The sequence below is a fragment of the Streptomyces sp. ICC4 genome (genome assembly GCF_003287915.1).
GTDB classification, from domain to species: Bacteria; Actinomycetota; Actinomycetes; order Streptomycetales; family Streptomycetaceae; genus Streptomyces; species Streptomyces tritrimontium.
Genome location: NZ_CP030286.1, coordinates 5,431,671 through 5,457,984, shown reverse-complemented (window position 1 = coordinate 5,457,984; position 26,314 = coordinate 5,431,671). Strand labels below are relative to the sequence as shown.

24 protein-coding genes and 2 pseudogenes are annotated in these 26,314 nt (G+C 73.6%); 14 read left to right on the top strand and 12 right to left on the bottom strand.

The features are described 5' to 3' along the window. Positions 1-11 precede the first annotated feature (11 nt). Positions 12-1,268, top strand: a complete 1,257-nt coding sequence (locus DRB89_RS25480; protein WP_204357806.1) for a hypothetical protein — start codon at positions 12-14, stop codon at positions 1,266-1,268. Between the two features lie 63 nt (positions 1,269-1,331). Continuing rightward, complete coding sequence (locus DRB89_RS25475; protein WP_112453671.1) at positions 1,332-1,802, top strand: DoxX family protein; 471 nt, start codon at positions 1,332-1,334, stop codon at positions 1,800-1,802. Here DRB89_RS25475 and DRB89_RS25470 read toward each other — a convergent pair. Both DRB89_RS25470 and DRB89_RS25465 read right to left on the bottom strand, forming a co-directional pair. After that, positions 1,748-1,972, bottom strand: coding sequence for a hypothetical protein (locus tag DRB89_RS25470; RefSeq protein ID WP_112450339.1), 225 nt, complete (start codon positions 1,970-1,972; stop codon positions 1,748-1,750). The two genes, DRB89_RS25475 and DRB89_RS25470, sit on opposite strands and share 55 nt — an antisense overlap. Beyond that, the gene (locus DRB89_RS25465) at positions 1,959-3,344 is read right to left on the bottom strand and encodes a PspC domain-containing protein (protein WP_239516334.1); all 1,386 of its coding nucleotides are present in this window, start codon (positions 3,342-3,344) and stop codon (positions 1,959-1,961) included. Before DRB89_RS25465 ends, DRB89_RS25470 begins: the two co-directional genes overlap by 14 nt. Before the next feature lie 131 nt (positions 3,345-3,475). Between DRB89_RS25465 and DRB89_RS25460 the strand changes: the two genes are divergently transcribed. From DRB89_RS25460 to DRB89_RS25450, 3 genes are all read left to right on the top strand, one after another. After that, positions 3,476-4,771: an ATP-binding protein gene (locus DRB89_RS25460; protein ID WP_112453672.1), complete on the top strand. Its 1,296-nt coding sequence runs from the start codon at positions 3,476-3,478 to the stop codon at positions 4,769-4,771. Further along, entirely contained in the window at positions 4,768-5,499 is a 732-nt protein-coding gene (locus tag DRB89_RS25455) for a response regulator transcription factor (RefSeq protein ID WP_275432022.1), read from the top strand. Before DRB89_RS25460 ends, DRB89_RS25455 begins: the two co-directional genes overlap by 4 nt. A gap of 93 nt (positions 5,500-5,592) precedes the next feature. Then, entirely contained in the window at positions 5,593-6,705 is a 1,113-nt protein-coding gene (locus DRB89_RS25450) for an alpha/beta hydrolase-fold protein (protein WP_112450337.1), read from the top strand. Positions 6,706-6,711: 6 nt separating this feature from the next. Here DRB89_RS25450 and DRB89_RS25445 read toward each other — a convergent pair whose 3' ends face one another. From DRB89_RS25445 to DRB89_RS25435, 3 genes are all read right to left on the bottom strand, one after another. Next, positions 6,712-7,746: a C40 family peptidase gene (locus DRB89_RS25445; RefSeq protein WP_112450336.1), complete on the bottom strand. Its 1,035-nt coding sequence runs from the start codon at positions 7,744-7,746 to the stop codon at positions 6,712-6,714. Between the two features lie 149 nt (positions 7,747-7,895). Further along, positions 7,896-8,249: a hypothetical protein gene (locus DRB89_RS25440; RefSeq protein WP_112450335.1), complete on the bottom strand. Its 354-nt coding sequence runs from the start codon at positions 8,247-8,249 to the stop codon at positions 7,896-7,898. 24 nt (positions 8,250-8,273) lie between these two features. Further along, positions 8,274-8,930 (bottom strand): class F sortase, encoded by a 657-nt coding sequence (locus DRB89_RS25435; RefSeq protein ID WP_112450334.1) that lies wholly within the window; start codon positions 8,928-8,930, stop codon positions 8,274-8,276. Between DRB89_RS25435 and DRB89_RS46385 the strand changes: the two are divergent. Further along, a pseudogene (locus tag DRB89_RS46385) lies at positions 8,929-9,186 on the top strand (M13-type metalloendopeptidase); the annotation flags it as partial. The gene DRB89_RS25435 and the pseudogene DRB89_RS46385 overlap by 2 nt on opposite strands. A 54-nt stretch (positions 9,187-9,240) precedes the next feature. On the opposite strand, the pseudogene DRB89_RS25425 reads toward DRB89_RS46385, so the two are convergent. Next, a pseudogene (locus DRB89_RS25425) lies at positions 9,241-10,086 on the bottom strand (helix-turn-helix domain-containing protein); the annotation flags it as partial. A gap of 348 nt (positions 10,087-10,434) precedes the next feature. Here DRB89_RS25425 and DRB89_RS25420 point away from each other — a divergent pair. Both DRB89_RS25420 and DRB89_RS25415 read left to right on the top strand, forming a co-directional pair. Then, complete coding sequence (locus DRB89_RS25420; RefSeq protein WP_112449441.1) at positions 10,435-10,998, top strand: MBL fold metallo-hydrolase; 564 nt, start codon at positions 10,435-10,437, stop codon at positions 10,996-10,998. 115 nt (positions 10,999-11,113) lie between these two features. Further along, a complete protein-coding gene (locus DRB89_RS25415) occupies positions 11,114-13,669 on the top strand; it encodes a discoidin domain-containing protein (protein WP_239516333.1) in 2,556 nt (851 codons plus the stop codon). Positions 13,670-13,732: 63 nt separating this feature from the next. On the opposite strand, the gene DRB89_RS25410 is transcribed toward DRB89_RS25415, so the two are convergent. Next, complete coding sequence (locus DRB89_RS25410) at positions 13,733-16,708, bottom strand: tetratricopeptide repeat protein (RefSeq protein WP_112449440.1); 2,976 nt, start codon at positions 16,706-16,708, stop codon at positions 13,733-13,735. Beyond that, positions 16,705-17,175: a hypothetical protein gene (locus tag DRB89_RS25405; protein ID WP_112449439.1), complete on the bottom strand. Its 471-nt coding sequence runs from the start codon at positions 17,173-17,175 to the stop codon at positions 16,705-16,707. Before DRB89_RS25405 ends, DRB89_RS25410 begins: the two co-directional genes overlap by 4 nt. Positions 17,176-17,393: 218 nt before the next feature. Between DRB89_RS25405 and DRB89_RS25400 the strand changes: the two genes are divergently transcribed. The 5 genes from DRB89_RS25400 (at position 17,394) to DRB89_RS44905 (ending at position 21,079) form a co-directional block, all read left to right on the top strand. Then, positions 17,394-17,801 (top strand): MarR family transcriptional regulator, encoded by a 408-nt coding sequence (locus DRB89_RS25400; protein WP_112449438.1) that lies wholly within the window; start codon positions 17,394-17,396, stop codon positions 17,799-17,801. A 54-nt stretch (positions 17,802-17,855) separates the two neighbouring features. Further along, positions 17,856-18,428 carry a hydrolase gene (locus DRB89_RS25395; RefSeq protein ID WP_112449437.1) on the top strand — a complete coding sequence of 191 codons (573 nt, stop codon included), beginning with the start codon at positions 17,856-17,858 and terminating at the stop codon, positions 18,426-18,428. 351 nt (positions 18,429-18,779) lie between these two features. Beyond that, entirely contained in the window at positions 18,780-19,370 is a 591-nt protein-coding gene (locus DRB89_RS25385) for a class I SAM-dependent methyltransferase (protein WP_112449436.1), read from the top strand. Then, positions 19,367-20,188: a lyase family protein gene (locus DRB89_RS25380; RefSeq protein ID WP_239516332.1), complete on the top strand. Its 822-nt coding sequence runs from the start codon at positions 19,367-19,369 to the stop codon at positions 20,186-20,188. The genes DRB89_RS25385 and DRB89_RS25380 overlap by 4 nt, the downstream gene beginning before the upstream one ends. 186 nt (positions 20,189-20,374) lie before the next feature. Further along, positions 20,375-21,079 (top strand): GNAT family N-acetyltransferase, encoded by a 705-nt coding sequence (locus DRB89_RS44905; protein ID WP_239516331.1) that lies wholly within the window; start codon positions 20,375-20,377, stop codon positions 21,077-21,079. Between the two features lie 25 nt (positions 21,080-21,104). On the opposite strand, the gene DRB89_RS25370 is transcribed toward DRB89_RS44905, so the two are convergent. Continuing rightward, positions 21,105-22,622 carry an MFS transporter gene (locus DRB89_RS25370; RefSeq protein WP_239516330.1) on the bottom strand — a complete coding sequence of 506 codons (1,518 nt, stop codon included), beginning with the start codon at positions 22,620-22,622 and terminating at the stop codon, positions 21,105-21,107. Positions 22,623-22,780: 158 nt separating this feature from the next. On the opposite strand from DRB89_RS25370, the gene DRB89_RS25365 reads away from it, so the two are divergent. Beyond that, positions 22,781-23,368, top strand: a complete 588-nt coding sequence (locus DRB89_RS25365; protein ID WP_112449435.1) for an XRE family transcriptional regulator — start codon at positions 22,781-22,783, stop codon at positions 23,366-23,368. A 32-nt stretch (positions 23,369-23,400) separates the two neighbouring features. Here the strand turns inward: DRB89_RS25365 and DRB89_RS25360 are convergent, their stop codons facing one another. The 3 genes from DRB89_RS25360 to DRB89_RS25350 are packed head-to-tail and all read right to left on the bottom strand — an operon-like array spanning position 23,401 to position 26,309. Next, positions 23,401-24,738, bottom strand: a complete 1,338-nt coding sequence (locus DRB89_RS25360) for a cytochrome P450 (RefSeq protein ID WP_112449434.1) — start codon at positions 24,736-24,738, stop codon at positions 23,401-23,403. A 10-nt stretch (positions 24,739-24,748) separates the two neighbouring features. After that, a complete protein-coding gene (locus tag DRB89_RS25355; protein WP_239516329.1) occupies positions 24,749-25,309 on the bottom strand; it encodes a carboxymuconolactone decarboxylase family protein in 561 nt (186 codons plus the stop codon). Positions 25,310-25,313: 4 nt separating this feature from the next. After that, positions 25,314-26,309, bottom strand: coding sequence for a 3-oxoacyl-[acyl-carrier-protein] synthase III C-terminal domain-containing protein (locus tag DRB89_RS25350; protein ID WP_112449433.1), 996 nt, complete (start codon positions 26,307-26,309; stop codon positions 25,314-25,316). Between the last annotated feature and the right edge of the window lie 5 nt (positions 26,310-26,314).

Sequence of the window (26,314 nt, the reverse complement as noted above, 5' to 3'; positions counted from 1 at the left end):
GCGGCACGCTCGTGGCTGTCCAAGAGATGTCCAGAAGTACCCATACCGCGGCCTGTGCCTGCGATGACTGCACACGGGAGGGGCACCGCCGGGCCGTCGCCGCGTTCCTGGAGAAGCGCGACGAGTTCGCCGCCGGGCAGGGGCTGCCCGCCGCCGTCGCCCGCTCCGCCGGGGCGTCCCGGCAGTGGGTGTCCGACGAACTGACCCTGTCCGCGCGCACGGTCGCCGACCGGGGCAGGGAGGCCGGGCACTCCTGGCTGTACCTGCTCTCGCGGCGGGCCGTGCTCGCCGTGTGGATCGCCGCCGGGGTGCTGCTGCTGGTCCAGGTCGGCACCGCGCTCGGCACCGGCTGGTCCACGGCCCGCACCGCCGGGCTGCTGGCCGCCCTCACGCTGGCCGCCCTGCTGACCGTGGCGGCCCGGGCGCAGACCGTCCGGGGCGGGCTGCTGGCCCCGCTGGTCGGCGAGGACAACCGGCTGTCCACCTCGAAGGTGGTGCCGAGCGCCTGGCTCGTGCTCACCGCGTTCGCCACGCTGCTGCCCGCGCTGCGGCTCGCGGCCTCCTCGCCGGGCCCCGAGCGGCAGGCCCTGTACGCGGGGCTCGCGCTCGACCGGGCGCTGCCGCTGCTGGCGGTGCTCGCGCTGACCTCGGCGGTCGCGGTGGTGGTGCGCCGGGTGGTCTCCGTACGGATCATGGGGCAGCGGCTGCAGAAGCTGCCGGCGGACCGCCCGACCGGGGCCGACCTGCTGACGGACGACGCGGGCCGGGGCTCCTTCCCGGACGCCCAGTACGTCCTGGTCTCCACGGTGGTACTGGGCTTCGCGGCGGTGTCGCTGGCCCGCTTCCCGGACCGGCTGCCGCAGCTCCCGTGGGCGCTCGCGCTGCTGGTGGCCCTTTCGGCGGCCGTGTACCTGGCGGCGAAGTACGCCGAGGGCAGCCGCCCGCTGGTGCTGTCGGTGGTGCGCAGACGGGAGCCCGGGGACCTGGACGCGGCCATCCGCCCCGGGGACGACATCGAGATCCGGGGCGTGGGCTTCGTGCCGCCGGGCGCGCAGACACCGGAGATGCTGGCGCGGCTGGTGGTCCGGGTCGGGGCGGTGCACGTGCACGTGCCGCTGGTCCCGGTGGCGGGCGGCTTCACCAACCCATCCGACGCGGTGCTGACCGTGCCGGTGCCCGCCGAAGTGGAACCCGGGCGGATCGAGGTCCAAGTGGTCACCGCCGCCGGAGTGGAATCCAACCGCTGCACCATCGACGTGGCCGAATGAATTGGGTACACATGTCGCGTGACCCGAACTGACGTCCTCTCCGGCGCCCGCGCCGACGCACCTGTGGGCCTGCGCGCACTCGCGGCCCGCCACGCGCTCCTGCCCTTGCGGATCTTCCTCGGCGTGACCTTCGTCTACGCCGGCCTGGACAAGCTGACAGACTCCGCGTTCCTCTCCGCCACCGGCGACGGCTCCATCGGCGAGCTGATGCGCGGGGTGCGCGACACCTCGGCGGTACCGGCCATGGTGGACCTGGCGCTCAAGGCGCCCGTGGGCTTCGCCGTCGCCCTGGCGATCGGGGAACTCCTCGTCGGCTTGGGCGTCCTGGCGGGTCTCCTGACCCGGATCGCGGCCGTCGGCGGGGCGCTGATCTCGCTCAGCCTGTGGCTCACCGTCTCCTGGGCGGTGACCCCGTACTACTACGGCAACGATCTGGTGTACCTGGTGGCCTGGACCCCGCTGGTCCTCGCAGGGGCGCCCTACCTCTCGCTGGACTCGGTGATCCGGTCGCGCCTGTCGCGGCGCACGGCATAGGTCACCAGGCCGACGACGGCGGCGAACGCGAGCCCGCCCGCCGTCATCATCAGGACGAAGAACCACGGCGGGTCGGCCTGACCGGCCGCGCCGAGGAGGTAGAGGACACCGGCGGCCATCAGGACCAGGCCCGCGATCAGCCGCCCCGGCTGGAACTCATGACGCCGCACGGGAAACCTCCACCTGTCCCACACCCGCGTTCAGATGCAGATCGATCGTCCCGCCCGCCTCGGTGCCCGGGGTGGGCGGCAGGGTCTCGCGGCGGGTCTCGCCGCCGCGCCGCACGCGTATCGCCTCCTGGGCGTCGCCGGGCATCTGGATGTCGCCCAGCTTCACGGTGGCCTCCGTTCGCGCGGTGACCTCCCTCGGCAGGATCACCCGGAGCCGGCCCGCCTCGATGGAGGCGTGGACGGGCACGGTGGCGCCCTTGGGCACGTCCAGATGGCTCAGGTCCAAGGTGGCGAGCCCGGTCCCCGCCTCGTAGCGCGGCGCCACGGCGTCCACCGAGGCCGGCCGCCAGTTCACATCGCGCCAGTCGGTGCCGATCTCCTTGGGCAGGACCGCCGAACCGGCCAGGAGCCCGGCCGTGACCACCGCGAGCAGCACGGTGCCGAAGCCGGTGCGGCCCTTGACCGAGCTGACCGCCAGCCCGAGGCCGAAGACCGCGAGGGCGCACGCGAAGCCGACCTGCAGCGCGTGGCTGAGGGTGCTGCCCTCCCAGACCGAGGCGGCGCCGGCCGCCCCGGACAGCAGTGCCAGCACGAACACCCGCCCGCCGATGCCGCCGCGCCGCACCGTCTCCGCCCGGCCCCCGGCGGGGGCCGCCGCCGGATCGTCGAGGTCGTCCCCCGCCGGATCGGCCGGACCCCACAAGTACCCGGTCGAGCCCGAGGGCCCGGTCGTGCCGTCCTTGACCAGCGGGTCCCGCCACCATGACGGGCCGCCGGGCGCGGGCGGCGCCTGGGTCTCGGGCGGGGCCGGGCTGTGTGCCGTCCGGTGCCCGGTGCGCGTGGCCTCCGGCCACACGAACTCCGCGCCCGCCGGGGCCCCGGCCGCCTTGTCCTGCGGGGGCGGCGCGAGGGTGCCGCGGTGATGCTGCGACCAGTAGGCCCCGCCGCCCAGTGCCAGGACGGCCAGGACGGAGAAGGCCGCCAGCCCGCCGTTGTCCAGCATCGACAGGAACAGGGCGCAGCCCACCAGCGCGGCGAACACCGCCGCCAGCGTCGCGCCTTCGACCCGCCCCGTGAGCAGCTTCTTCGCCTCGCTGTCCTCGTCGCCCTCCTGGGGCAGCAGCAGCCACGCGAATCCGTAGAAGATCAGACCGACCCCGCCCGTCACCGCGAGGACGCCGAGCACGATCCGGAAGATCACCGGGTCGAGGCCGAAGTACCGGCCCAGGCCGCCGCACACGCCGGCGAGCACCTTGTCCCGCTTGGCGCGGCGCAGGCGCGGGGGAGGAGGCTCGGCGGGCGGCGGGCCGCCCGCGGCGCCCACACCGCCCCCCGCGCCCGGCGGCGGAGGGGAATCGTCTACTTCGGTCATGGGTACATGGTGACGGTCCGCCGAAGCCGCGGGCATCCGGATCCACCCTGGGACAACCCTGATATCCCCCGGAGAGAACTGGGGGGCTGCCCTGATGCCCCGGGCGCCGCGCACGTGTGACCATCGATGACATGCCCGTAGCAACCGCCCCCCGTCCGCCGTACGCACCGGAATCCGACGAGACGCCGCAGCGCAAGCTCTACCGCAGCGCCGACGGCCGGATGCTCGGCGGTGTCGCGCGCGGCCTCGCCGGACACCTCGGGGTGCCCGTCGTCTGGGTCCGGCTCGTCTTCCTCGGCCTGTTCATGTGGGGCGACGGCCTCGGCATACTGCTCTACGCCGCGTTCTGGGTCTTCGTACCGCTCGGTGTCGGCGGCCGCAGCGGCCACCGCTCCTACTTCGACACCCTCCCCGACGGCACGCGCCGGCTGCGCAAGCCCGAGCGGGGCCAGATCACCGCGCTGATCGCCCTGTGCGTCGGCGCCGGCATCTTCATCTCCAAGGTCCAGGTGGGCGGCACCTCCGGGCGCTACGTGTGGCCGACGCTGCTCGTCGGGGCCGGTGTGGTCCTCGTCTGGCGCCAGGCCGACAACGCGCGGCGCGCCCACTGGAACGCCGCCGCCGGCCGGCACGCGCGGCTGCTGCAGATCGCCCGCGCCCTCGCGGGCGTCGCCCTGGTCGGGGTCGGCCTGACCGTCTTCCTCGTCGTCCGCGGCTCCGCCGCCCAGCTGGGCAACGTGCTGACCGCCACCCTCGCCGTCCTCGTCGGCGTCGCCCTCCTCGCCGGACCCTGGCTGATCCGGATGACCCAGGACCTCTCCGAGGAGCGCCTGATGCGCATCCGCGCCCAGGAGCGCGCCGAGGTGGCCGCCCACGTCCACGACTCCGTGCTGCACACCCTCACCCTGATCCAGCGCAACGCCGCGGATGCAGGAGAGGTGCGCCGCCTCGCGCGGGCCCAGGAGCGGGAGCTGCGCAACTGGCTGTACAAGCCCGAGGGCACCGGCAAGGACGAGGCCGAGGAGCCGAGCACGCTGGCCGAGGCGGTGAAGCGGACCGCCGCCGAGGTCGAGGACCACCACGGGGTCCAGATCGAGGTGGTCGTCGTCGGCGACTGCCCCCTCGACGAGAAGCTGAGCGCACAGATGCAGGCAGCGCGCGAGGCGATGGTCAACGCCGCCAAGTACGGTGGCGACGGCGGCCCCGTCCAGGTCTATGCGGAGGTGGAGGGCCAGACGGTGTTCGTGTCCGTGCGGGACCGCGGACCGGGCTTCGACATGGACGCGGTGCCGGACGACCGGATGGGCGTACGAGAATCGATCATCGGCCGGATGCAGCGCAACGGCGGGACCGCGCGGCTGCGGTCCGCGCCCGACGGCGGCACGGAAGTCGAGCTGGAGATGGAGAGGGCGGCGAAGGCAGCATGACCGAGGACAACGCGAGCACCGGCGGCAACGCGGGCACCGGCGGCAACGCGGGCACCGGCCCGGTGACCAGGAGGGTCCGGGTGGTGCTCGTCGACGACCACCGGATGTTCCGCACGGGAGTCCAGGCCGAGATCGGCGAGACCGACCGGACGGGCGTCGAGGTCGTCGGCGAAGCCGCCGACGTGGACCAGGCCGTCACCGTCATCACCGCCACCCGGCCCGAGGTGGTGCTCCTCGACGTGCACCTGCCCGGCGGCGGCGGTGTCGAGGTGCTGCGCCGCTGCGCCCCGCTGATGGGGGCCGTCGAGGACCCGGTGCGCTTCCTGGCCCTGTCGGTGTCGGACGCCGCCGAGGACGTCATCGGGGTCATCCGCGGTGGCGCCCGCGGCTACGTCACCAAGACGATCACCGGCACCGACCTGGTCGACTCGGTCTTCCGGGTCCAGGACGGGGACGCGGTGTTCTCGCCGCGGCTGGCGGGCTTCGTGCTCGACGCCTTCGCCTCCACGGACGCCCCGCCGGTCGACGAGGACCTGGACCGCCTCACCCAGCGCGAGCGCGAGGTGCTGCGGCTCATCGCGCGCGGGTACGCGTACAAGGAGATCGCCAAGCAGCTCTTCATCTCGGTGAAGACCGTGGAGTCGCACGTCTCGGCCGTCCTGAGGAAGCTGCAGCTCTCGAACCGACACGAGCTCACCCGCTGGGCGACGGCCCGCCGGCTGGTCTGATCGGGAAGTGGATCACGGGCCGGAAGGCCTGTGATCCACACCGCAGCCCGTCCCGGGAACCCCGGGACGCCGCGGACCCCTCTACCGTCCGTGATGAGTTTGACGGGGACCCCCCTCTTCGCGACGGCGATCGCCCTGACGGCGTGCGCCGTCCTCCTGCCGCTGGCCGTGTGGAGCAAGGTGCGCGGCCCCGCCGCCGTACGCGTCGCCACCCGTACCGCGATGATGCTCTTCGCCCAGGTCATGGCCGTCGCGCTGGTGTTCATCGCGATCAACCGGGACATGAACTTCTACGCCACCTGGGGCGATCTGCTCGGCACCGGCAAGTACGTCACCGCCGCCCCCGACCTCGGCCCCGACGGGCTCGGCGGGAAGAAGGCCGCGGAGGTCAAGGCCGAGCCGAAGGTGCTCCAGGAGTTCCAGCCGGTCGACGGGCTCGGCGGCCGGGTCAAGAAGACCGAGCTCGACGGCAAGATCTCCGGCGTCAAGGGCGACGTCCTGGTCTGGCTGCCGCCGCAGTACGACGACCCGGCCTTCAAGGACAAGAAGTTCCCCGTCGTCGAGCTGATACCGGGCATACCCGGGACGGGCAAGTCCTGGTTCCAGGGGCTGAAGGCCCACGAGATCCTGGAGCCGCTCATGAAGAGCGGCAAGGTGCAGCCGTTCATCCTGGTCTCGCCGCGCGCCATGCTGCTCGGCAACGCCGACACCGGCTGCGCCAACATCCCCGGCAAGGTCAACGCCGACAGCTGGTTCAGCGTCGACGTCCGCAAGATGGTCGCCGACAACTTCCGGGTGTCGCAGGACGCCAGTTCCTGGGGCGTGGCCGGGTACTCGGCCGGCGCGTACTGCGCCGCCAAGCTGGCGATCAACCACCCCGACCGCTACAGCGCGGCCGTCTCCCTGTCCGGATACAACGACCCGGGCCAGGAGCCCTCGTCGCTGGTCGCCCAGGACCCGGAGCTGCGCCGCACCCACAATCTGAAGTACCTGCTCAAGGCCGCGCCCACGCCCCCGGCGGTCTCGCTGTGGATGTCGGGGGCCGAGCAGGACGGCTACCTGTCCGGCACGGACCTCAAGGCGCTCGCGCAGAGCCCGACGGTGGTGCACGCGGAGAAGGTGACCGGGGGCCACAACCTCGACACGTGGTCGAAGCAGCTGCCGCAGACCTTCGAGTGGCTGACCAAGACGGTCAAGGCCCCGTAGCCGCGGCTACGCCGGCCGCGAGGCGCCGGCCCAGGGCATCGAGTCCACCGGGGCGAGGCGGACCGTGGAACCGGGGCGCGGGGCGTGGATCATCTGGCCGTTGCCGATGTACAGGCCCACGTGGGTGACCCCGGAGTAGAAGAACACCAGGTCGCCGGGGGCCAGCTGATCGCGGGAGATCCGCTGTCCGGCATTGATCTGGGTGTACGTGGTGCGCGGCAGCGACACCCCGGCCGCGCGCCAGGCCGCCTGGGTCAGCCCCGAGCAGTCGAAGGATCCCGGCCCCGTCGCGCCCCACACGTACGGCTTGCCGATCGCCCCGTACGCGAACGCCACCGCACGGGCGGCGCGGGAGCCGTCGGAGGGCGGAGCCGGCGTCCGCGCGACGGCCGGGCCGGCCTCGTAGGCCGCGCGCTCCTCGGCGGTGAGCTTGGCCAGCAGCCGCTGGGCGGCGGTCAGTTTCTCCTCGATCTCGGCCTTGTGGCCGGCGAGTTCGCCCTGCCGGGCGCGCAGGTCGGCGAGGCGGCCGGAGGCCTGCTCCTCGAGCTTCCCGACCTCGTCGAGCCTGCGGCGCATCGTCGCGAGCTCGGCGGCGTTGCGGTTCCCGGCGCGGGTGATGAGGGCGGCCCGGTCCAGGTACTCCTGCGGATCGTCGGACATCGCCAGCTGTACGGCGGCGCCCAGGGTCCCGCTGCGGTACTGGGTCGCGGCCATCGAACCGAGCGTGCTGCGCGCGCTGTTGAGCTGGTCCGTCTTGCGGGCGGTCTCGCCCTGCAGCCCGGTGAGGGAGAGCTGCGCCTCGTCCGCCTTCTCCTTCGCCCCGTTGTACCGCTCGGTCGCGGCCTCGGCCTCCTCGTACAGCCGGTCCACATCGGCCTTGACCTGCGAGGGCGTCGGCTGGGGGTCGGCGTGGGAGGTGCCTTCGAGCGCGGTGGCGGTGGCAGCGCCCGCGAGGGCGAGGGTGGCGGCCGTGGTGCGTACGGTGCTCCGTGCGGCGGTGCCGGCGAGCGGGCGCTGCCTGGGCTTTCGATGACTGGCCACGAGGGCCTCACGTCCTTCCTCTGTCGGTGCTTGGAGGAGGACGCTAGACCCGAAGGTAACGGGCAGATGACGGGATGACCGCAAGTGGCCGGACGCGACCGGAGATGGCCGCCCGTTGGCCGCCGATGGTCGTCAGGTGTCGGCGCGTGTCAGCGCCAGAGGACCGCGATGAAGATGTTGACCACGGTGAGCCCGCCGACCGCGCCGAACAGCGCCTTCTCCACCCGCTCCTCGTCGCGCTTGACGTACACGAGGGCCAGGATCACGAAGAGGATCGCGAGCTTCACGCCGACCTTGACGTTGTTGACGGTACCGCCGTCCATCTCGCGGAAGCCGACCAGCAGTACGCCGGTGACGAGCATCGTCAGCGCGCCGTGCAGCATCGCGGGCACGAAGCGGGCGGTGCCCGCGCCCATCGCCTTCATCTGGGTCAGGAAGCCGCCGAGGAGCGAGGCGATCCCGATGATGTGCAGGCAGAGGAAGACGTTGATCAGTACGGTCATGGCGACGAGCCTAGGGGGCGGCCGTCAGCGGATTTCGGTCAGGCGGGCGAAGACGACGACGTTCCCGTCGTACCCCGTCTTCTTCGAGAAGCCGCCGCCGCAGGTGATCACGCGCAGCTCCGGCGCGCCCTTGGGGCCGTAGACGCGCTCGGCGGGGAAGCCGTCCTTCCCGACGACCTCGATGCCGTACACCGTGAACACGGCGGTGCGGCCGTCCTGCCGGTCCACCTCGACGCGCTGGCCCCGTTCGACCGAGCCGAGGCGGTAGAAGACGGCCGGGCCCTGCTCGTTGTCCACGTGGCCGTCGATCACGGTCGTGCCCCGTGCGCCCGGGGCGGGGGAGCCGTCGTACCAGCCGGCCAGGTTCGCGTCCTGCGGCGGCGGGGCGTCCACCCAGCCCTCGGCGTCGAGGCCGACGCGGGTGACGGGGGCGTCGACCCGTACGGAGGGCACCCGGATCCGGGTCGGCGGAGAGGGCTTCAGGGGCTCCGGGGCCGGCGGCAGGCGGCGGGCGGCCGCGTCGTGGACCGGGTCGCTGACCAGGGCGGATGCGCGGGCCGGCTGGGGCGGGCCGCCGCTCGCGTCGAGGCCGTTGGTCAGGAGGAACGTGCCGCTGAGGGCGACCAGGGCGACGACGCCCCAGCCGCCGCGGGGCTTCGTACGCTCCTGGTGGCGGTGCATGACGTGCTCTCCTCGGATGCTCGGATGCTCGGATGGGATCGGACCTGGACCGGGCTCGGCCGACCGCCAAGGGCGGGCCGGCCCAGCCCGGTCCCGGCCCGATCCTCTCTCTCATACACATCTCCGCGCCCCCGACACCGGCCGAAACCTCGTCTGCCGCGCCCGCAACTTCGCGGTGCTCGGCTCGATCATCGGCCACGAGATGTCGCACGCCTTCGACAGCAAGGGCTCGCGCTACGACGGGCGGGGCCGGCTGCGCGACTGGTGGGCGCCGGCCGACCGGGCCGGAATCACCCGGCGCCCCGCGCCCCTGGTCGCGCAGGACGGCGGCGCTCCCGTAGCCGACCCGGCGGGCGATCTCCTCGACGGGCAGGTCCGTGCTCTCCAGGAGCTCCTCGGCGCCGCTCAGTCGCAGGTTGCGCAGCCAGGCGTGCGGGGTGGTGCCGGTGGCGGCGGTGAAGCGGCGGGCGAAGGACCGCTTGCTCATCACGGCGCGCCGGGCCAGTTCCGCGACGGGCAGCGGCTCGTGGAGGTGCTCGCGGGCCCAGGCCAGCACCTCGGAGAGGCGCTCGTCCTCGCAGTCCTCGGGGACGGGGGCGGCCAGGTACTGGGCCTGTCCGCCGTCGCGGTGGGAGGGCAGCACCATGTCCCGGGCGACGGCGTTGGCCATCGCCGCTCCGTGTTCCCGCCGCAGCAGGTGCAGGCACAGGTCGAAGCCGGCGGCGGCTCCGGCACCCGTGATGATCCGTCCTTCGTCGATGTAGAGGGCGTCGGGCTCGACGGTGACCTCCGGGTGGCGGCCGGCCAGCAGTTCGGCGAACCGCCAGTGGGTGGTGGCCCGCCGCCCGTCGAGCAGCCCGGCTTCGGCGAGCGCGAAGGTGCCGACGCAGTGGGCCGCGACGAGCGCGCCGCCCTCGTGCGCGGCCGCCAGCGCGCCGAGTACGGCGGGGCCGGGCGGGGTGCGGAAACCGGCCCCGGGCAGGGCGATCACGAGATCGGCGGCGGCCAGCCGGTCGAGGCCGTGCGCGATGGCGAGCGGCACGCCGATGTCGGTGGGGACCGGCCCGGGCCGGTCGGCGCACAGGGCGAAGTCGAAGCCGGGCAGCCCCTGTCCGTGGGGGCCGAAGACCTCGGTGACGATGCCCACGGCGAGCATGCCGACACCGGGCGGGACGTACGCGGCGACGGTCGTGAAGGGCGGCACGGGGGCAGTCTGACACGGTGGCACGAATCCTGCGATCACTGGCAGGTGTGCCACTCGTGGGCGGTGGACCGGCGCGGAAGGATCGCAGCCATGACGAACACGAAGAACAACACCGCCCCGGCCGCCGCGACGCTCACCGCGCAGGCCACCGCGACGCTCACCGCGCAGGCCACCGCGACGCTCACCGCCCCGGCCGCCGCGACGCTCACCGCCCCGGCCGCCGCGACGCTCACCGCCCCGGCCGCCGCGACGCTCACCGCGCAGCACCTCCGCACCGACGCGCCGCTCGGCCGCAGCGCCGTGTACACGATCCTGACCACCGGCTACGTCGGCTCCACCGGCCCCGGCGTCGCCGCCACCGTCTCCTACGTCTCCGACGGCGGCCGGCACGTGATCTTCGACCCGGGCATGGTGGCCAGCCGCGAGGACATCCTCGGCCCGCTCGCGGAACTCGGCCTCGGCCCCGACGACATCACCGACGTCGTGCTCAGCCACCACCACCCGGACAACACCATGAACGCGGGCCTGTTCACCCGGGCCCGGGTCCACGACCACAAGGTCGAGTACCAGGGCGACCAGTGGGAGAACCGGGACGCGGAGGGCCACGAGCTCACGCCGTCGCTGCGGCTGATCCGCACGCCGGGCCACAGCCTCGAGGACATCACCCTGCTGGCCGGCACGGACACGGGCGTGGTGGCGTTCGCCGGCGACCTGTGGTGGCACTCGGCCGGACCGGCCGACGACCCGGTGGCCCCGGACCGCGATGTGCTGCGCGCTTCCCGGCTGCGGGTGCTGGCCGCGGCGGACCTGATCGTGCCCGGTCACGGCGGCGCGTTCGCGGCCGACGGCAATGTGCCGATCTAGCCGGACATATCCGGGCCGATGATACGGTTTGGCTTCAACCCTGCTTTATTTTTGGCGGGTTGTCGCCGTACTGACCTATGTTCTGGGGCGTACAAGTTCGCTCCAGGAGGTCAGATTGCAGTCCAGGCGCTTCCTCGCCTTTTCCCGCGTGCTACGCCGATCGCGGCTGCTCATAGCCTTCGGCCTCGGCTCGCTCCTCCTCGGCTTCACGCCGTGGCTGGGGGTCGCGAGCCCGGCCGCGGCGGTCCGCGCCCCGGCGCCCCGGCCCACACCCGTGGCCGGCGACGGGAAGGCGGCGGTGCAGTCACCGCACCACGGCATCGCACCGGCGGGTGCGATGGAACCCACGGCTCCGGTTCTCGACCGGGCCGGTTGGACGGCCGCGGCGAGCGACGAGGAGACGGCCGGCGAGAACGGCCGCGCCGTCAACGTGCTCGACGGCGACGTCAACACCATGTGGCACAGCCGGTGGACGGCCCCGGCCGCTCCGCTGCCGCACACCATCACGATCGACATGCACCGCACGGCGGTGGTCTCCGCGCTCGTCTACGTGCCGCGCACCATCGCCTGGGCCAACGGGCGCATCGGTGAGTACAGCATCAGCGTCAGCACGGACGGACAGAACTGGGGCAACCCGGTGGCCACCGGCACGCTCGCGGACGACGCCGCCACCAAGACGCTCGGATTCGCCCCGACCGGCGCCCGGTTCATCCGGCTGACGGCGGCCACCGAGGCCGGCAACCGAGGTCCCTGGACCTCCGCCGCCGAGATCAACCTGCTCGGCGACCCCGGAACCCCGGCGGCCACCGTCGACCTGCCCCGGACCGGCTGGACGGCCGCGGCGAGCGACGAGGAGACGGCCGGCGAGAACGGCCGCGCCGTCAACGTGCTCGACGGCGACGCCAACACCATGTGGCACAGCCGCTATGCGGGCACCCCGGCTCCGCTGCCGCACACCATCACCATCGACATGCACCGCACGGCGGCGGTCTCCGCGCTCGTCTACCACTCCCGCGCGAGCGGGGTCAACGGTCGGGCCGGCGGATACACCATCACCACCAGCACGAACGGCACCACGTTCGGCTCGCCGGTCGCCGTCGGCACCTGGAAGGACGACAACACGGTCAAGACCGCGACGTTCATCCGCACCGAGAACGTCCGCTTCGTCCGCCTGACCGTGACCTCCGAGGCCGGCAACCGCGGCCCGTGGACCTCGGCCGCCGAGATACGGCTGAGCGGACCGGCCAGCCCGGCCCTCCACGGATCCTGGAGCCAGATCACCGGCTTCCCGCTGGTCCCCGTGGCCACCGCCGTCCTGCCGGGCGACAAGCTCCTCGCCTGGTCGGCGTACGCGGTCGACCGCTTCGGCGGCAGCAACGGCTACACCCAGACCGCGATCCTGGACCTGAAGACGGGCAAGGTCACCCAGCGCCGCATCGACAACACCGGCCACGACATGTTCTGCCCCGGCATAGCCATGCTGGCCGACGGCCGCGTCCTCGTCACCGGGGGCAGCAACGCGGAGAAGGCCAGCATCTACGACCCCGCCACCGACGCGTGGTCCTCCACCACCAGCATGAACATCGCCCGCGGCTACCAGGCGATGACGCTCCTCTCCACCGGTGAGGCCTTCGTCCTGGGCGGATCCTGGAGCGGAACCCCGGGCGACAAGGCCGGCGAGGTCTGGTCCCCGGACACCCGCACCTGGCGCAAGCTCCCGGGCGTCTCGGCCGTCACGGCCATGACCGCCGACCCGGCCGGCGCCTACCGCGCCGACAACCACATGTGGCTCTACGCCACCGCGGGCGGCAAGGTGCTCCAGCTCGGCCCGAGCAAGCAGATGAACTGGATCACGACCAGCGGCCAGGGCAGCATCACCGCCGCCGGCACCCGGGCCGACAGCCCGGACGCGATGACCGGCAACGCCGTCGCCTACGACATCGGCAAGCTGCTCACGCTCGGCGGCTCGCCCGCCTACGAGAACACCCCCGCCACGCCGCGCGCCTACACCGTGAACATCACGGGAAGCCAGGTGCAGGCCGCCCGTACCGGCGACATGGGCAACGCCCGCGGCTTCAGCAACAGCGTCGTCATGCCCGACGGCAAGGTGGTCGTCTTCGGCGGCCAGGCCGTCCCGGTGCCGTTCAGCGACGCGACCTCCGTCCTGACCCCCGAGGTCTGGGACCCGGCCACCGGCGTCTTCACCCCGCTCGCCACCATGGCGATCCCGCGCAACTACCACAGCGTGGCCAACCTGCTGCCCGACGGACGGATCTTCTCCGGCGGCGGCGGCCTGTGCGGCGAGTGCGCGACCAACCACGCGGACGGGGCCATCTTCACCCCGCCCTACCTGCTCAACGCGGACGGAACGCCGAAGCCGCGTCCGGTCATCACCGGCAACGTACCCGCCAGGACGGCCCCCGGTACGGCGCTCACGGTGACCACTCAGGCTCCGGTCTCGTCCTTCGTCCTGGTACGGGCGGCGGCCGCGACCCACTCGACCGACAACGACCAGCGACGGGTGCCCCTCGTGTCGACGCCCGCGGGAGCCGGCACGTACACGGTGTCCGTACCCGCCGACACCGGTGTGGTCCTGCCGGGCACCTACATGCTCTTCGCCCTCGACGCCCAGGGCATACCGAGCATCGCCCGCTTCATCACCATCGCCTGACCCGCACCACCTGACACCGCACAACGGTCCCGCCGGTCCTGTGAAGGACCGGCGGGACCTTTTTCATGAGCCGGAGGCGGGGCCCGCGGGCCCGACCAGGGCATGGTGCACGTCCTGGAGGGTCGCCGCGGTCGTGAGCACCTGTCGGATCCCGTCCGCTCGCGCCGTGAGGCCGAGCCTGCCCAGCACGGCGGCGTAGCCGACCAGGACGCCGCGCAGGTCCCCCGCGTACGTCCGCGGCTCGCGCGCGGCCAAGTCCAGGAGGAGGAAGGCCGCTTCCTCCAGCGCCGCCCGCGCGTGGGGAAGCCCGCCGGGATCGGCGGCCCGCCGGCCGGCCATTCCCGCGAGGGCCTTGGCGAGCTCGGCCCGGTGCGCCCCGGGGTCGGTCTGGGCCAGCCGCCTGCGGACCGCGACGGCCTCCTGGAGGGCGGGCAGGACCTCGGGGAGATCCAAGGCGGTGAGCAGGACGACCAGGTTGTCCACCGCGCGGGCGAGGTCGAGGAGGTGGGCGCGCGGATCCGCGGCGGCCAGCCGGCGGCCGATGCCCGTGCCCTCCCGGAGGGCGGACAGGGCCTCGGCCAGCCGTCCCAGGCGGGCGTACCCGGCACTGAGGTTGCCCAGGGCCTTGGCGAGATCGGGCTCGCGGGCACCGGGGTTGGCTTCGGCCAGGCGCCGGAAGAGGGCGACGGCTTCCTCGAACGCCGGGACCGCCTCGTCGGGGCGCTCCGTGCCGATCAGGTACGCGCCGAGGTTGTCGAGCGACGCGGCGAGGTGGGCCTGGTGGGCACCGGGGTTGGAGGCGGCCAGCCGCCTGTCGATGGCGACCGCCTCCCGCACGGCCCGCAGCGCCTCCTCCCGGCGCCCGAGTTGCGACAGCCAGTGCCCCCGGTGGTGCAGCGCCCTGGCGAGGTCGGGCAGGCAGGCGGCGGAGTTCCTCTCGACGATGAGCCGGAAGAGGGTGACGGCCTGCTCGGAGGCCTTCAGGGAATCCTCCGGCCGCCCCAGGTCGGAGAACACGCGGCCGAGGTTGTCCAGGGTCGTGGCCAGGGGGAGCAAGTGGGCCGCCGGTTCGGTGTCGGCCAGCCGCATCAGGATCGCCGTCGCCTCCAGAGTGACCCGCAGAGCCCGTTCCTGCTCTCCCTGTGCGGAGAGCAGGCTGCCCAGATTGACCAGGGCCCCGGACAGACCGGGCAGGTGGCGGGCCGGATCGGCGGCCACCAGCTGCCGGAAGATCCCGGCGGCCTCCTCGGCCGTCGCCAGCGCCTCGGCGCGGCGGCCCCGCGCGGAGAGGTAGCCGCCGAGGTGGGTCAGCGTGCCGCCCAGGCCGGCCAGGTTGGCGTCCGGGTCGACCGCCGCCAGTCGGCGGAAGATCCTGGCGGATTCGTCGGCGGACGCCACGGCCTTGCCGACCAGGCCGGCGTGGTCGTACCGCGTGGCGAGCCGGCTGAGCAGAACGGCCTGGTCGCCGTGGTCATCGGCGTCGGCGAGCCGCCGGGCGGTGAGCCGCTCGGCGACGGAGGCGATGCCCGGGTCGAGGTCGACGTGGCGCAGGCCGGGCAGCACGGTGTCGATCGACTCGAGGACGCCCAGCAGGTCCCCGTCCGCCAACTCCCCTTCCCCGATCCGGGCGAGCGCGGTCAGGGCGGCCGAGCCCGCGTCCAGCGCGAGCCGGGGGTCGGCCCGCACCACGGGGTACAGGTGGCCGTCCCCCACATGGGGCCAGCGGTCGGCGGCGGCCGCGAGGTAGGCGAGCGTACGGGGGGCCCAGGGCGGCGCCGCGCCGTCCTGGCCGCGGCGGAGCAGGGCTGCCGGGACGGCGGCCGCCCACGTGTCCGTCGGATGCCCGGACACCGGGCTGCCGGGCAGCATGAGGGCGAGGAAGTCCTCGGCGAGCCGATCGGGCAGCAGGGGTTCGAGGGTGTTGGCCCGGGCCGGGTCGGTGGGCGGGTAGCAGACGGCGTGGTCGAGGAGGATCCGCTCGGCGGGGGCCCGCGGCATGAGCAGTTCGAGGACCCCGAGGGCGGCCTGGCGGTCGGCGGGCCCGGCGAGGATCGCGGCGAACACCGCGCGCGCCATCACGGCGTCGGACGTGCGGAAATCGAGGCCGCGCCCGGAGTTCTCGTACAGCTGCCGCCAGTTCTCGTGCTCCCGGTCCAGCAGGTAGACGGTGAGGCCGACCACGTCGCCGGGCGGGCGGCGGCCGCGGGCCGCCGCGTCCACGGCGACGAGCGCGGCCATGTGGACCACCAGCGTCAGCCCGAAGCCCGGGGTGTTCAAGGGGCCCGGGGGAGCGATCGCGCGCGGATCGGTGACGTCCGGGTAGTGGACGGCGAAGCAGTCGCGTGCGGCGGTGAACATCCGGTCCCGCGCGCTGCCGTCGTCGGGCAGCGGAGCCAGGTACAGGTCGGAGGTGTCGATGCCCTCCCGGAGCTGGTCGAGCTTGCCCCGCAGCGCGGGCCAGCCGCTCGCCGACCGGCCGATCAGCAGGACCCTCACCGGGACCGGCCGGCGCAGCAGCCGGTTGTGGAACAGCCAGCTCAGGTCCGAGAGGGGCCAGCGGTCCGCGTAGTCCACCAGCAGCAGCACGCCCTCGTGCCCGTCCGGGCGCAGGTCCTGGCTGCCCTCCGCCGGCGGGTGGGCGTCCGAGCCGTGCACGGCGCTCACGACCTTCCACCCCGCGCGCCGGGACTCGGCGGCGAGCAGGTTCGCCAGCCGTGTCTTGCCCTGGCCTCCCTCCCCGTGCAGCCACCGCACCGCGAACCGGGCGTCCGCGTCCCGCCACGCGGCCAGCTCCGCCGACTCGGCGGCGCGGCCGGTGAAGCCGACGACCTCCGTGCGCGCGTCGAGCATCCGGCTGGGCTGCGCCCGCAGCCAGGGCGATCGCGCGTCGGTCGCCGGCCGGTGTCCGAACAGCAGGTACACCGGCCGGCCGTCGCCGAAGACGTGGATGTCCGCGCCGACGCAGCCGTACCCGAAACCGTTCTCGACGTGGACGACCTGCCGGACCCCTGCCGGTTCCGGGGACGCGGACGGAGTCACCCGGCGTCCTCGGTCTCCGTACCGGCGGCGGGCCGAGGGGGAGCCGGCGGTTCCGCGGGTCCCTGGTGCACGATCACGTTGCCGCCCAGCGCGGCGAAGACGCGGCCGTTGTCGCGTGCGGTGTTCGTCTGCTGCCAGACCTGCCGCGCCGGCGGCAGTTCGGCCCGGACCTCGTCCAGCAGCTGCTGCAGTTCCTCCGCCGCGTCGGGGTGTTCGCGCAGGAAGGCGGCGAGTTGCAGCCGCCAGACGGGCACCAGGTCCTGCCGGGCGCCTTCGGTGTCGCCGGACCGGGCCACCAGCGCGGCGTGCCCGTCCATCTGCGCCTCGATGGCCGCCTGTTGATCCGTACCGGCGTGCCGGAACAGGCGGGCCACCCGGGCGCGCGCCGTCGTCCAGGCGTCGGTGGCCATTGCCGCCACCACGGTCGTCGCCCCTGTCATGGCGAGGGCGGCCACGTCTTCGAGCACGAGAACTCCTAGCGGCCAGGAATCTGGATGAGTGCAGCAAATATCCCTTCGGGCCCCGTGCGACATGAGGTACTCGGCCACTTCCGCGGCCGGTCTGGCCGAAAGTGCGGGCGGCGAGGGAGGGCGCTGGCGCGCCCAGAGATACCAAGGCCAACTTGTCAGTCACCCTGTTTGTCCGTTATGGTCGGTTCGTGGGAGCGGAGCGACCGCCTGAGGGCGTGGCCGAGGAACTTCAGCTGGTGATCGGCCTGCTGGTACGGCACCTGCGGATGGCCTCCGCGGGGAGCGGGGTGAGCCTCTCGCAGGCCTCGGTCCTCAAACGCCTCGACCGCGACGGCCCCACCACGGTGACGGCCCTGGCGCAGGCCGAGAGGATCCGCCCCCAGTCGCTGACGGCCACGGTCGGCAGCCTGCGGAACTCCGGACACGTCGTGAGCACCGCACATCCCACCGACGGCCGCCGGAAGGTGATCGCACTGACCGAGCGCGGCCGGGACTTCGTGCGGGAGCGCAAGGAGGCCGGCCACGGACGCCTCGCCGAGCTGATGGCCGAGCGGCTCACGCCCGAGGAGCGGCGGACGGTGGCCGAGGCGATCCCGCTGCTGCGGCGCCTCGCCGAAGCCTGACCGCGGGCCGCCGGAGTCCCGGGGCCGCCGAAAAGAGCAAGGAATGGGGTGCCCATGACCGGCCTGACCCTCGACACCGACACCGCCCTGGTCCTGATCGACCTCCAGAGCGGCATCCTGGCCCTGCCCACGAACCGGCCCGCCGACGAAGTCCTCAAGCGGGGCATCGCGCTCGCCGAGGCCTTCCGCGCCCGGAAGTTGCCCGTGGTCCTCGTACGGGTCGCCTGGTCGCCCGACGGCGGGGACCTGCCGACCACCGATGTCGACCGCCCCGGCCCGGCCGCGGCCCCGCCCGCCGCGTTCTCCGAGATCCCCGCCGAACTCGCGGCCCTCGGCGACGTCGTCGTCACCAAGCGGCACTGGGGTGCCTTCACCGGCACCGAGCTCGACCTCCAGCTCCGCCGGCGCGGCATCCACCGCATCGTCCTGGCCGGCATCTCCACCAGCATCGGCGTCGAGTCCACCGCCCGCACCGCCTGGGAGAACAGCTACCAGCTCGTCTTCGCCGAGGACGCCACGGCCGACACCGATCCGGACTCCCACGCCCACAGCTTCGGCAAGATCTTCCCGCGCATGGGCAAGGTCACCACCACCGAGGAGATCCTCTCCGCCCTCGGCGCGGAGTGAGGCGCCGGAAGCCCTTCGGACCCCTCCCGGGCCGGCGCGTTGCGGTCCGGACCGCTCTCAAGTCACCATGAGCACGGGGACGTTGGCGAAGGAAGCGAGGGCGGCGAGGCGGCGGGGCCGGCGGCTGCCGGCCGCGGCGGGCACGGAGACGGCCCGCCGCCGCAGCCCCCCGCCCGCCGGTCTTCGCCCCGGCGTCCGCCGCCGAAGGGACCCGCACCTTCACCGAGAAGCGCCCGCCCCACTGGAAGTCCTGATCCACGAGAAGTCCTGATCCGCCGGCCCGCGGGCGTCGCGACGCCCGCCGCGATCAAAGGCGTTGTCCGGGGACGGCGGCGGGGGCATGCTCCCCGGATGGACGACACACCGAACCGGTTCCCGGATTCCCTGCCCGCCCTGCGCGCCGCGGCGCACGAGGCGGGCTTCAGCATGTCCTGCGAGGAGCGGACCGGCGGTCTGCTGGCCGTTCTCGCGGCCGCCCGCCCCGGAGGCCGCATCCTCGAACTCGGCACGGGCGCCGGCGAGGGCACCGCCTGGCTCCTCAGCGGGATGGACGGCGCCTCCCGTCTGGTCACGGTCGAGCTGGACGAGACCGTGCAGAAGGTCGGCCGCGAGCAGTTGGGCTCCGACCCCCGGGTGACCTTCGTGGCCGCGGACGGCGGTGACTGGCTGGAGGCGTACGGCGGGGAACCGTTCGACCTGGTCTTCGCGGACACCTGGCCGGGGAAGTTCACCCACCTGGAGCGGGCCCTGGACCTCGTGGCCCCCGGCGGGACGTACCTGATCGACGACCTCCTCCCGCAGCCCGGCTGGCCGCAGGACCACGCGCCGTCGGTCGAGCGCCTGCTCGCCGTCCTGGAGCGACGGGAGGACTTCCGCACGGTCCGCATGGCCTGGGCGAGCGGCCTCCTGATGGCGGTGCGCTCCGCCGCCCCGCGCCCGTGACCGGGGCCTCCATCGGCCGCGAGCAGCGTATCGACGCTCCATCGACCTGGGTCCAGGTCGAGGTGCTCGCCGGCACTGCCCAGGCCGAGCTCGGCGCCGTCCCCTCCGAGGCCTTGGCCGACATCCGCCGGGCCCCGGTTCCCTCCGTCGCCCGGATCCGGGAGCTGGAGGCGGAGCGCGACCACGAGATCCTCGCTTTCCTCGCCGCGCACACCGAGGCGATGCCCGCCGAGTCGGCCCGCTGGGTGCACCACGGAATGACCAGCTACGACCTCGTGGACACCGCCCTCGGCCTCGTGCTGGCCCGCTCGTGCGACCTGGTGCTCGAAGCCGCCCGCGCCCTCGCCCGGCTCCTCGCCCAACGGGCCCTCGAACACTGGGACACGGTGTGCATCGGACGCACCCACGGCATCCACGCCGAGCCCACCACCTTCGGCCAGAAGCTCGCCGTCCACGCCCACGCCGTGCACCGCTGCCTGGGCCGGCTCGCCGACGCCCGCACGGCCGTCGCCGTCGGTACGCTCTCGGGCCCCGTCGGCACGTACTCCCACATCCACCCCCAGATCGAGGAACGGGTCTGCGCGGAACTCGGCCTGGGCGTCGAGCCGATGCCCAGCCAGGTCGTGGCCCGCGACCGGCACGCCCAGTTGCTGTCGGCCCTCGCCATCACCGGAGCGGTCGTCGAGCAGTTCGCCCTGGAGATGCGCCTGCTGCAGCGCACCGAGGTCGCCGAGGTCGAGGAACCCCGATCCCGTGCCTACCAGGGGTCCAGCGCCATGCCCCACAAGCGGAACCCCACCACCAGCGAACGGCTGTGAGGCCTGGCCCGACTCCTGCGGGCCAACGCCGGCGCCTCGTACGAGAACATCGCGCTCTGGCACGAACGCGACCTCGCGCACTCCTCCGTCGAGCGGGTCATCCTGCCCGACAGCCTGGCCGTCTCCCACCACCAGCTGGTCTCCGCGACGGAACTCCTGCGCGGCCTGCGCGTCTTCCCCGCACGGATGTCGTCCCACGTCGACGCGACCCGGGGGCTGGTCTACAGCTCGGAGGTCTTCCTCGACCTCGTCGCCCGGGGAACCGGGCGCGAGGACGCCTACCGGCTGGTGCAGGCGGCGGCCGCCGAAGCGTGGACCACCGGCACCGGACTTCCCGCCGCCCTGGCCGCACGCGGCGTGCAAGTGCGCGAGGAACAGTTCGACCCCCACCGCTTCCTCGGCAACCGCGGTCATCTCAAGACCCGACTCGAAGAACTCGGCAAGGAGTTGCACCAGCATGTGGACATGTGGACATGTGAACAGGTCACCGGCGCCGCCCTCGACGTGCAGGAGGTCCTCGCCCTCTACCGGGCGTCCACCCTCGCCGAGCGGCGCCCCGTCGACGACGTCGAACGGTTCACCAAGATGCTGGCCGGGGCGAACCCGGTCGTCACCGCCCGCACCGCCGACGGCCGCCTCATCGGCATCTCCCGCTCCCTCACCGACGGCGCGTACTCCACGTACCTCGGTGACCTCGCCGTGGACCGGGAGTTCCAGGGCAAGGGCATCGGCCGCGACCTGATCCGCACCACCCAGGCGGCCGCCCCCCAGGCCAAGGTGATCCTCCTCTCCGCCCCCGCGGAGGTCGACTACTACCCCCACACCGGATTCACCCGCCACGAATGCGCCTGGGTCCTCGACAAGCCCATCGGCCGGCCCCTCGCGCGCTGACCTCCGGCCCCGGAGCCGCGCCCCCTCAGCCGCTCGGCCGCCCCGAGCGCGCCGGGCGGGGGCGCGGCTTCCGTGCCGCGAGGGCGAGGGCGAGTGCGACGAGGACCAGGACGCCGGCCACCGCGAACGTGACCCGCATGCCCGTGGCCACGGCCCCAGGGGGCGCCGTGGCGACGTCCGTCGCCGCCGAGGCGGAGGCGAACACGGCGCCCATGACCGACGTACCGGTGATGAGTCCGAGATTGCGCGCCAGGTTGAGCAGGCCGGAGGTGACGCCCCTCCGGTCCGGGCGGACGTCCGCCATGACGGCGGTGTTGTTGGCCGTCTGGAAGACCGCGTAGCCCGCCGTGACGACCGCGATGGGGGCGACGTAGCCGGGGATGCCCAGACTCCCCGCCGTCACCGACAGGGCGAAGGTGCCGACCGCCATCGCGCCGAGTCCGGCGACCGCCATGCGCGGTGCGCCGAACCGGTCAGCGAGGCGCCCGGCCGGTACGCCGGCCAGCGCGGCCACGAGGGGACCGGCCGACAGGACGAGTCCGACCAGCGCCTCGTCGAGCCCGAGGGAGCGGGAGAGGTAGAACGGGCCGACCACCAGCGTCGCCATCATCACCGTCGAGACGAGGGTGCTCATGGCCAGGCTCGCGCGCAGCGCCGGATCGCGGAACGTCGCCGGCCGGATCAGGGGTGACGCCGCCCGCGATTCGGTGCGTACGAAGAGCCCGGCTCCGAGCACGGCGCCCGCCAGGAGGGCCGCGTTGAGCGGGCCGAAACCGCCGTGCCCGGTGGTCATGGCGAGGGCGTAGGCGGCGAGCGTCAGAGCGAGCAGCAGGGTGCCCGCGTGGTCGAAGCGGGCCCGGCCGACCTCCTCAGGCCCCTGCGCCCGCTCCTGCCCCTTCAGACGCTCCAACCCCTCCTGCCCCTTCCGGCGGTCGTCGGGCAGGTGGCGGTGGGCGAGGAAGAGGGCCAGGGCGCCCAGGGGAGCGTTGACGAGGAAGATCGCCCGCCAGCCGGGTCCGGCGATCAGCACGCCTCCCAGCGACGGACCGAGAGCGGTGCCGATCGCGGACATCGTGCCGAGCAGCCCCATGGCCCTGCCGGTCCGCGCCTTCGGCACCGTCCCGCCGACGAACGCCATGGCGAGGGCCATCATGACGGCGGCCCCGAGGCCCTGCGCCGCCCGGGCGGCGATCAGCAGCCACAGCGTGGGCGCGAGGCCGCACAGGACCGAGGCCGCCGTGAACAGCAGGATCCCGGCCAGGAGCAGGCGTCGGCGGCCGATCAGGTCACCGAGCCGTCCGGCGCCGACGATCAGGGTGGTGACGGCGAGGAGATAGGACAGGACGATCCACTGGACCTCCTGGAAGGAGGCGGAGAACGCCTCGGCCAGGGTCGGCAGTGCGACATTGGCGATGCTCGTGCCGAGTGAGGACAGGAGCATCAAGAGTGAGAGGGCGGCGAGCGCCCAGCGGACCGGAGCGGTGCCCCGTCCCGTGGCGGCGGCCGGTGGCGCGTCCTGCTGTCCTGCGGTGCTGGGTCTCACAAGGGACTCCGTTCTCGGGCGACTCCCGCGGCCCCGGCCCACGTTCGGCGGCCCTTGCCGCCGGCGGCCGGATCCCGCTCGTGCCGGGAGCGTGTACCGGCCCGGCCGCCACGGCAACTCTTGTTGCCATTTCCGGGACAGCGGGATGGAATGGCCGGATGGACGACACACCGCCCTACCAAGCGGTTCTCGCGGAGGTGGCACCCCGGCTGCGCCGGCTGCGCGCCCAACGCGGCCTCACCCTTGCCGCCCTCTCCGAGGCCACGGGCATCTCCAAGAGCACCCTCTCCCGGTTGGAGTCGGGGCAGCGCCGCCCCAGCCTGGAACTGCTGCTCCCGCTCGCCGGCGCCTACCGGGTTCCCCTGGACGACCTGGTCGGCGCCCCGGAAGTGGGGGATCCCCGGGTACGGCTGACCGCCCATCCACTGCCGAGCGGCGGCACGTTCGTCCCCCTGACCCGGACCCCCGGGCCCCTCCAGGCATACAAGATGATCATCTCCGACCGCGGTCCCGAGCCGGACCTCCGCACGCACGAGGGCTACGAGTGGCTGTACGTGCTCAACGGCCGGCTGAGGCTCGTCCTCACCGACCACGACCTGGTCCTCGGACCGGGCGAGGCGGCCGAGTTCGACACCCGCCTGCCGCACTGGTTCAGCAGCGCGGACGGCCGGCCGGTCGAGCTCCTCAGCCTGTTCGGACGGCAGGGGGAGCGCATGCACGTCCGCGCGAAGCCCACTCCCGCGTAGCGGTCCCGCACCCGCACCGGCACCCGCACCCGTCACCAGGTGACGGGGAGCTCCCGCAGTCCGTAGACGATGGTGTCCCGCTGGAAGACGAGCCGGTCCTCGGGTGCGGCCAGCCGCAAGCCGGGCAGCCTGCGCAGTAGGGTCTCCAGCACGATCTGCAGCTCGACGCGCGCCAGCGTGTGGCCCAGGCACTGGTGCACGCCGTGCCCGAAGGCCAGGTGGCGGCGTGCGTCCCGGGTCACGTCGAGCTCGGCGGGGCAGGCCGCGACGCCGGCCGGAACACGGTGGGCACTCGGGGTGTCGGCGGTTGCCGGAGCTCCTGCGGCTCCTGCGGCTTCCGAGGCTTCCGAGGCTCCCGGTCCGAAGAGCTCCGGCTGGCGGTTGGCGGTGGACAGCATGCAGATCACCGCGTCACCGGCCCGGATCGGCGCCCCGCCGACGGTGACGTCCGCCGTGGCGGCGCGGCCCAGACCGAGGTGGATGATGGTGAGGTAGCGCAGCAGCTCTTCCACCGCCCCGGGGATCAGCGCCGGGTCGCTCCGCAACAGGCCGGCCTGGTCGGGGCGGCGCAGCAGGGCCAGGACGCTGAGCGCGGCCATGTTGGTGGTGCTCTCGTGCCCGGTGATCAGGAGCATGAAGCCGAGCGAGGCCGTCTCCTGTGCCGTCAGGTCGGGCCGGACGGCGAGCCGGCTGAGGATGTCGTCCCCCGGCGCTTCCCGCTTCCGCTCCGCCAGCGTCGCCAGGTAGTCCATCAGCTCGCGGTGGGCCGCCGCCGCCCGGCCGGGGTCGGTGGTGTTGTCGAGCAGGGTCCGGCTGAGCGACTGGAACAGCGCGTGGTCCTCGTACGGCACCCCCAGCATCAGGCAGATGACCAGCGACGGGACGGGGAGCGCGAAGTCCGCCACGAGGTCGGCGGACCGGCGGCCGCCGGCGGCCATGGCGTCGACGGCGCTCTCCACGACCTCCGCGATGGCCGGGCGCAGCTCCTGGATCCGGCGGGTCAGGAAGTCCTTGGCGACCATGCGCCGCAGGCGGGCGTGCTCGGGGTCGTCCATCCGGATGAAGCTCGGCTGGGCGGTGGCCAGTTGGCGCTGGCCGGGGGAGAGGAAGGGGAAGCCGGGGGTGCGGGCGTCGGCACTGAAGCGGGCGTCGGCGAGCACCGAGCGCACCTCCTGGTGGCCGGTCACCAGCCAGCAGGGCGAGCCGTCGGGCAGCTCGGCGCGGCTGACCGGCGCCTCGGCGGCGGCCGCCGTGTAGCCGGGCGGCGGGTCGTAGGGGCAGGACCCGTAGGCGGCGGGCAGGGCGAGCGCGGGCGCGGCCGCGCCTTCGGTGGAGCTGCCGATGGCGGCGCCGGTGGTGGTCAGGGTCATGGCGGGGATCTCATCCGGAGGGGGTTCGGGCGCCGTCGGGCGGCGTGTGGAGGGCGCCGAGCGTGGCGCACATCGTGGCGCACTGCCCGGCGAGGATCAGGAGTTCGACGAGCTGGTCGGGACGCAGCACGTCCGCGAGCCGGTCCCACAGCGGCTGGGGCAGCGGGTCCCCGGCCGCGAGCGCGTCGGAGGCCTCCAGCAGGGCCAGATCGCCCGCGTCCCAAGGGTGTTCGCCGAGTGCGGCGGCCGTGGCCGCCACCTCCCGGGCGTCCAGGCCGGCTTCGGCGGCGACCTGGCGGTGGCGGTCGTACACGAAGGAGCCGCCACGCCGGTGCGCGGTGCGCAGCACCACCAGTTCACGCTGACGGTCCGTCAAAACCCCTTCGTGGGTCAGGACCCGGGCGAGGGAGAGCCAGGCCCGCGCGAGTTCCGGATGGTGGGCGAGGGTCCCGAAGAGGTTCACGCGGCCGGGGCCGTCCTTGGCGGAGCCGGCCAGCAGTCCGCGCAGCGCGGGCGTCCACCGCTCGGGCGGCAGCGGGGTGATGCGTGCTCGTACGGGGTCGGTGCGCACCGGGTCACCACCTGCAGACGACGACGCCGGCGCTCGCGCCGCTCGCGAACCCGAACATGCCCACCAGGTCGCCCCGGTGGAGCCGGTCCGAGCCCAGAGCGGTGGCCAACTGCAGCGGGATGGTGTTGGTGGCGACGTTGCCGTGCGCCGGGAAGGTGGAGAGGATCCGCTCCGGGTCCACCCCCACCCAGCCGCACGCCACCCGGGTGAAGGGCACGGACGGCTGGTGGACGCAGACGAGGTCGAAGTCCTCGACGCTCACCCCGAGCTCGCGCACCGCCCCGCGCACCTTCGCCGGCATACCGTCGAAGGAGGCCACGAGCTGCGCCGAGTCGATCTCCAACTGCCCCATCCTGCGGTGGTTCGCGTACGGATTGGGCAGCGTCGCCGCCCGCCAGCCCCAGGAGTTGGCGAAGAACCGGCTGCCCACGATCCCCGGCCGGGCGCTCGCGGCGACGAGCACCGCCGAGCCCATGTCCCCGGTGCTCAGGCTCGGCAGGGCGTTCAGCACGTCCTCGGGATCCGTGACGCTCCAGCGGCTCTCGCGGGTGCTGACCTCGGCGCTGGTGATCAGCACCCGCCGGTACTGTCCGGTCCGGATGAGGGAATCGGCCACCTCCAGTGCGTTGAGCACCCCGTTGCAGGCGTTCTTGAGGTCGAACACCGGGCATTCCAGGCCGAGTTTGGCCGCCACCACATGGGCTGTGGCCGGCTCCTCCATATCGGCGAGGATGCCCGCGTACAGCAGCAGGTCCACGTCCCGCGGGAGGGTGTCGCTCTCGTCCAGCAGGCTCCGGGCCGCGTGCACCGCCAGATCGGAGGGCTGCTCCTCGGCCGGCGCCACCGTGCGCTGGGCGAGCCCGTACATGTGCTGGAGCACACCCCGCGACATCGGGATGCCGGGACTGCTCGCCCGGAAGCGGTCCTCGACCGCGGAGACGCTCTGCCGCTCCCGCGGTACGTGGACGGTGGCGTGGACGATGGCGCTGTGAACGGCCAAGGGTA

Coding starts and splice junctions, on each gene's coding strand:
- DRB89_RS25465 (WP_239516334.1), bottom strand. CDS start 3,344: ATGACCGAAGTAGACGATTCCCCTCCGCCGCCGGGCGCGGGGGGCGGT.
- DRB89_RS25460 (WP_112453672.1), top strand. CDS start 3,476: ATGCCCGTAGCAACCGCCCCCCGTCCGCCGTACGCACCGGAATCCGAC.
- DRB89_RS25455 (WP_275432022.1), top strand. CDS start 4,768: ATGACCGAGGACAACGCGAGCACCGGCGGCAACGCGGGCACCGGCGGC.
- DRB89_RS25450 (WP_112450337.1), top strand. CDS start 5,593: ATGAGTTTGACGGGGACCCCCCTCTTCGCGACGGCGATCGCCCTGACG.
- DRB89_RS25440 (WP_112450335.1), bottom strand. CDS start 8,249: ATGACCGTACTGATCAACGTCTTCCTCTGCCTGCACATCATCGGGATC.
- DRB89_RS25435 (WP_112450334.1), bottom strand. CDS start 8,930: ATGCACCGCCACCAGGAGCGTACGAAGCCCCGCGGCGGCTGGGGCGTC.
- DRB89_RS25395 (WP_112449437.1), top strand. CDS start 17,856: ATGACCGGCCTGACCCTCGACACCGACACCGCCCTGGTCCTGATCGAC.
- DRB89_RS25385 (WP_112449436.1), top strand. CDS start 18,780: ATGGACGACACACCGAACCGGTTCCCGGATTCCCTGCCCGCCCTGCGC.
- DRB89_RS44905 (WP_239516331.1), top strand. CDS start 20,375: ATGTCGTCCCACGTCGACGCGACCCGGGGGCTGGTCTACAGCTCGGAG.
- DRB89_RS25365 (WP_112449435.1), top strand. CDS start 22,781: ATGGACGACACACCGCCCTACCAAGCGGTTCTCGCGGAGGTGGCACCC.
- DRB89_RS25360 (WP_112449434.1), bottom strand. CDS start 24,738: ATGACCCTGACCACCACCGGCGCCGCCATCGGCAGCTCCACCGAAGGC.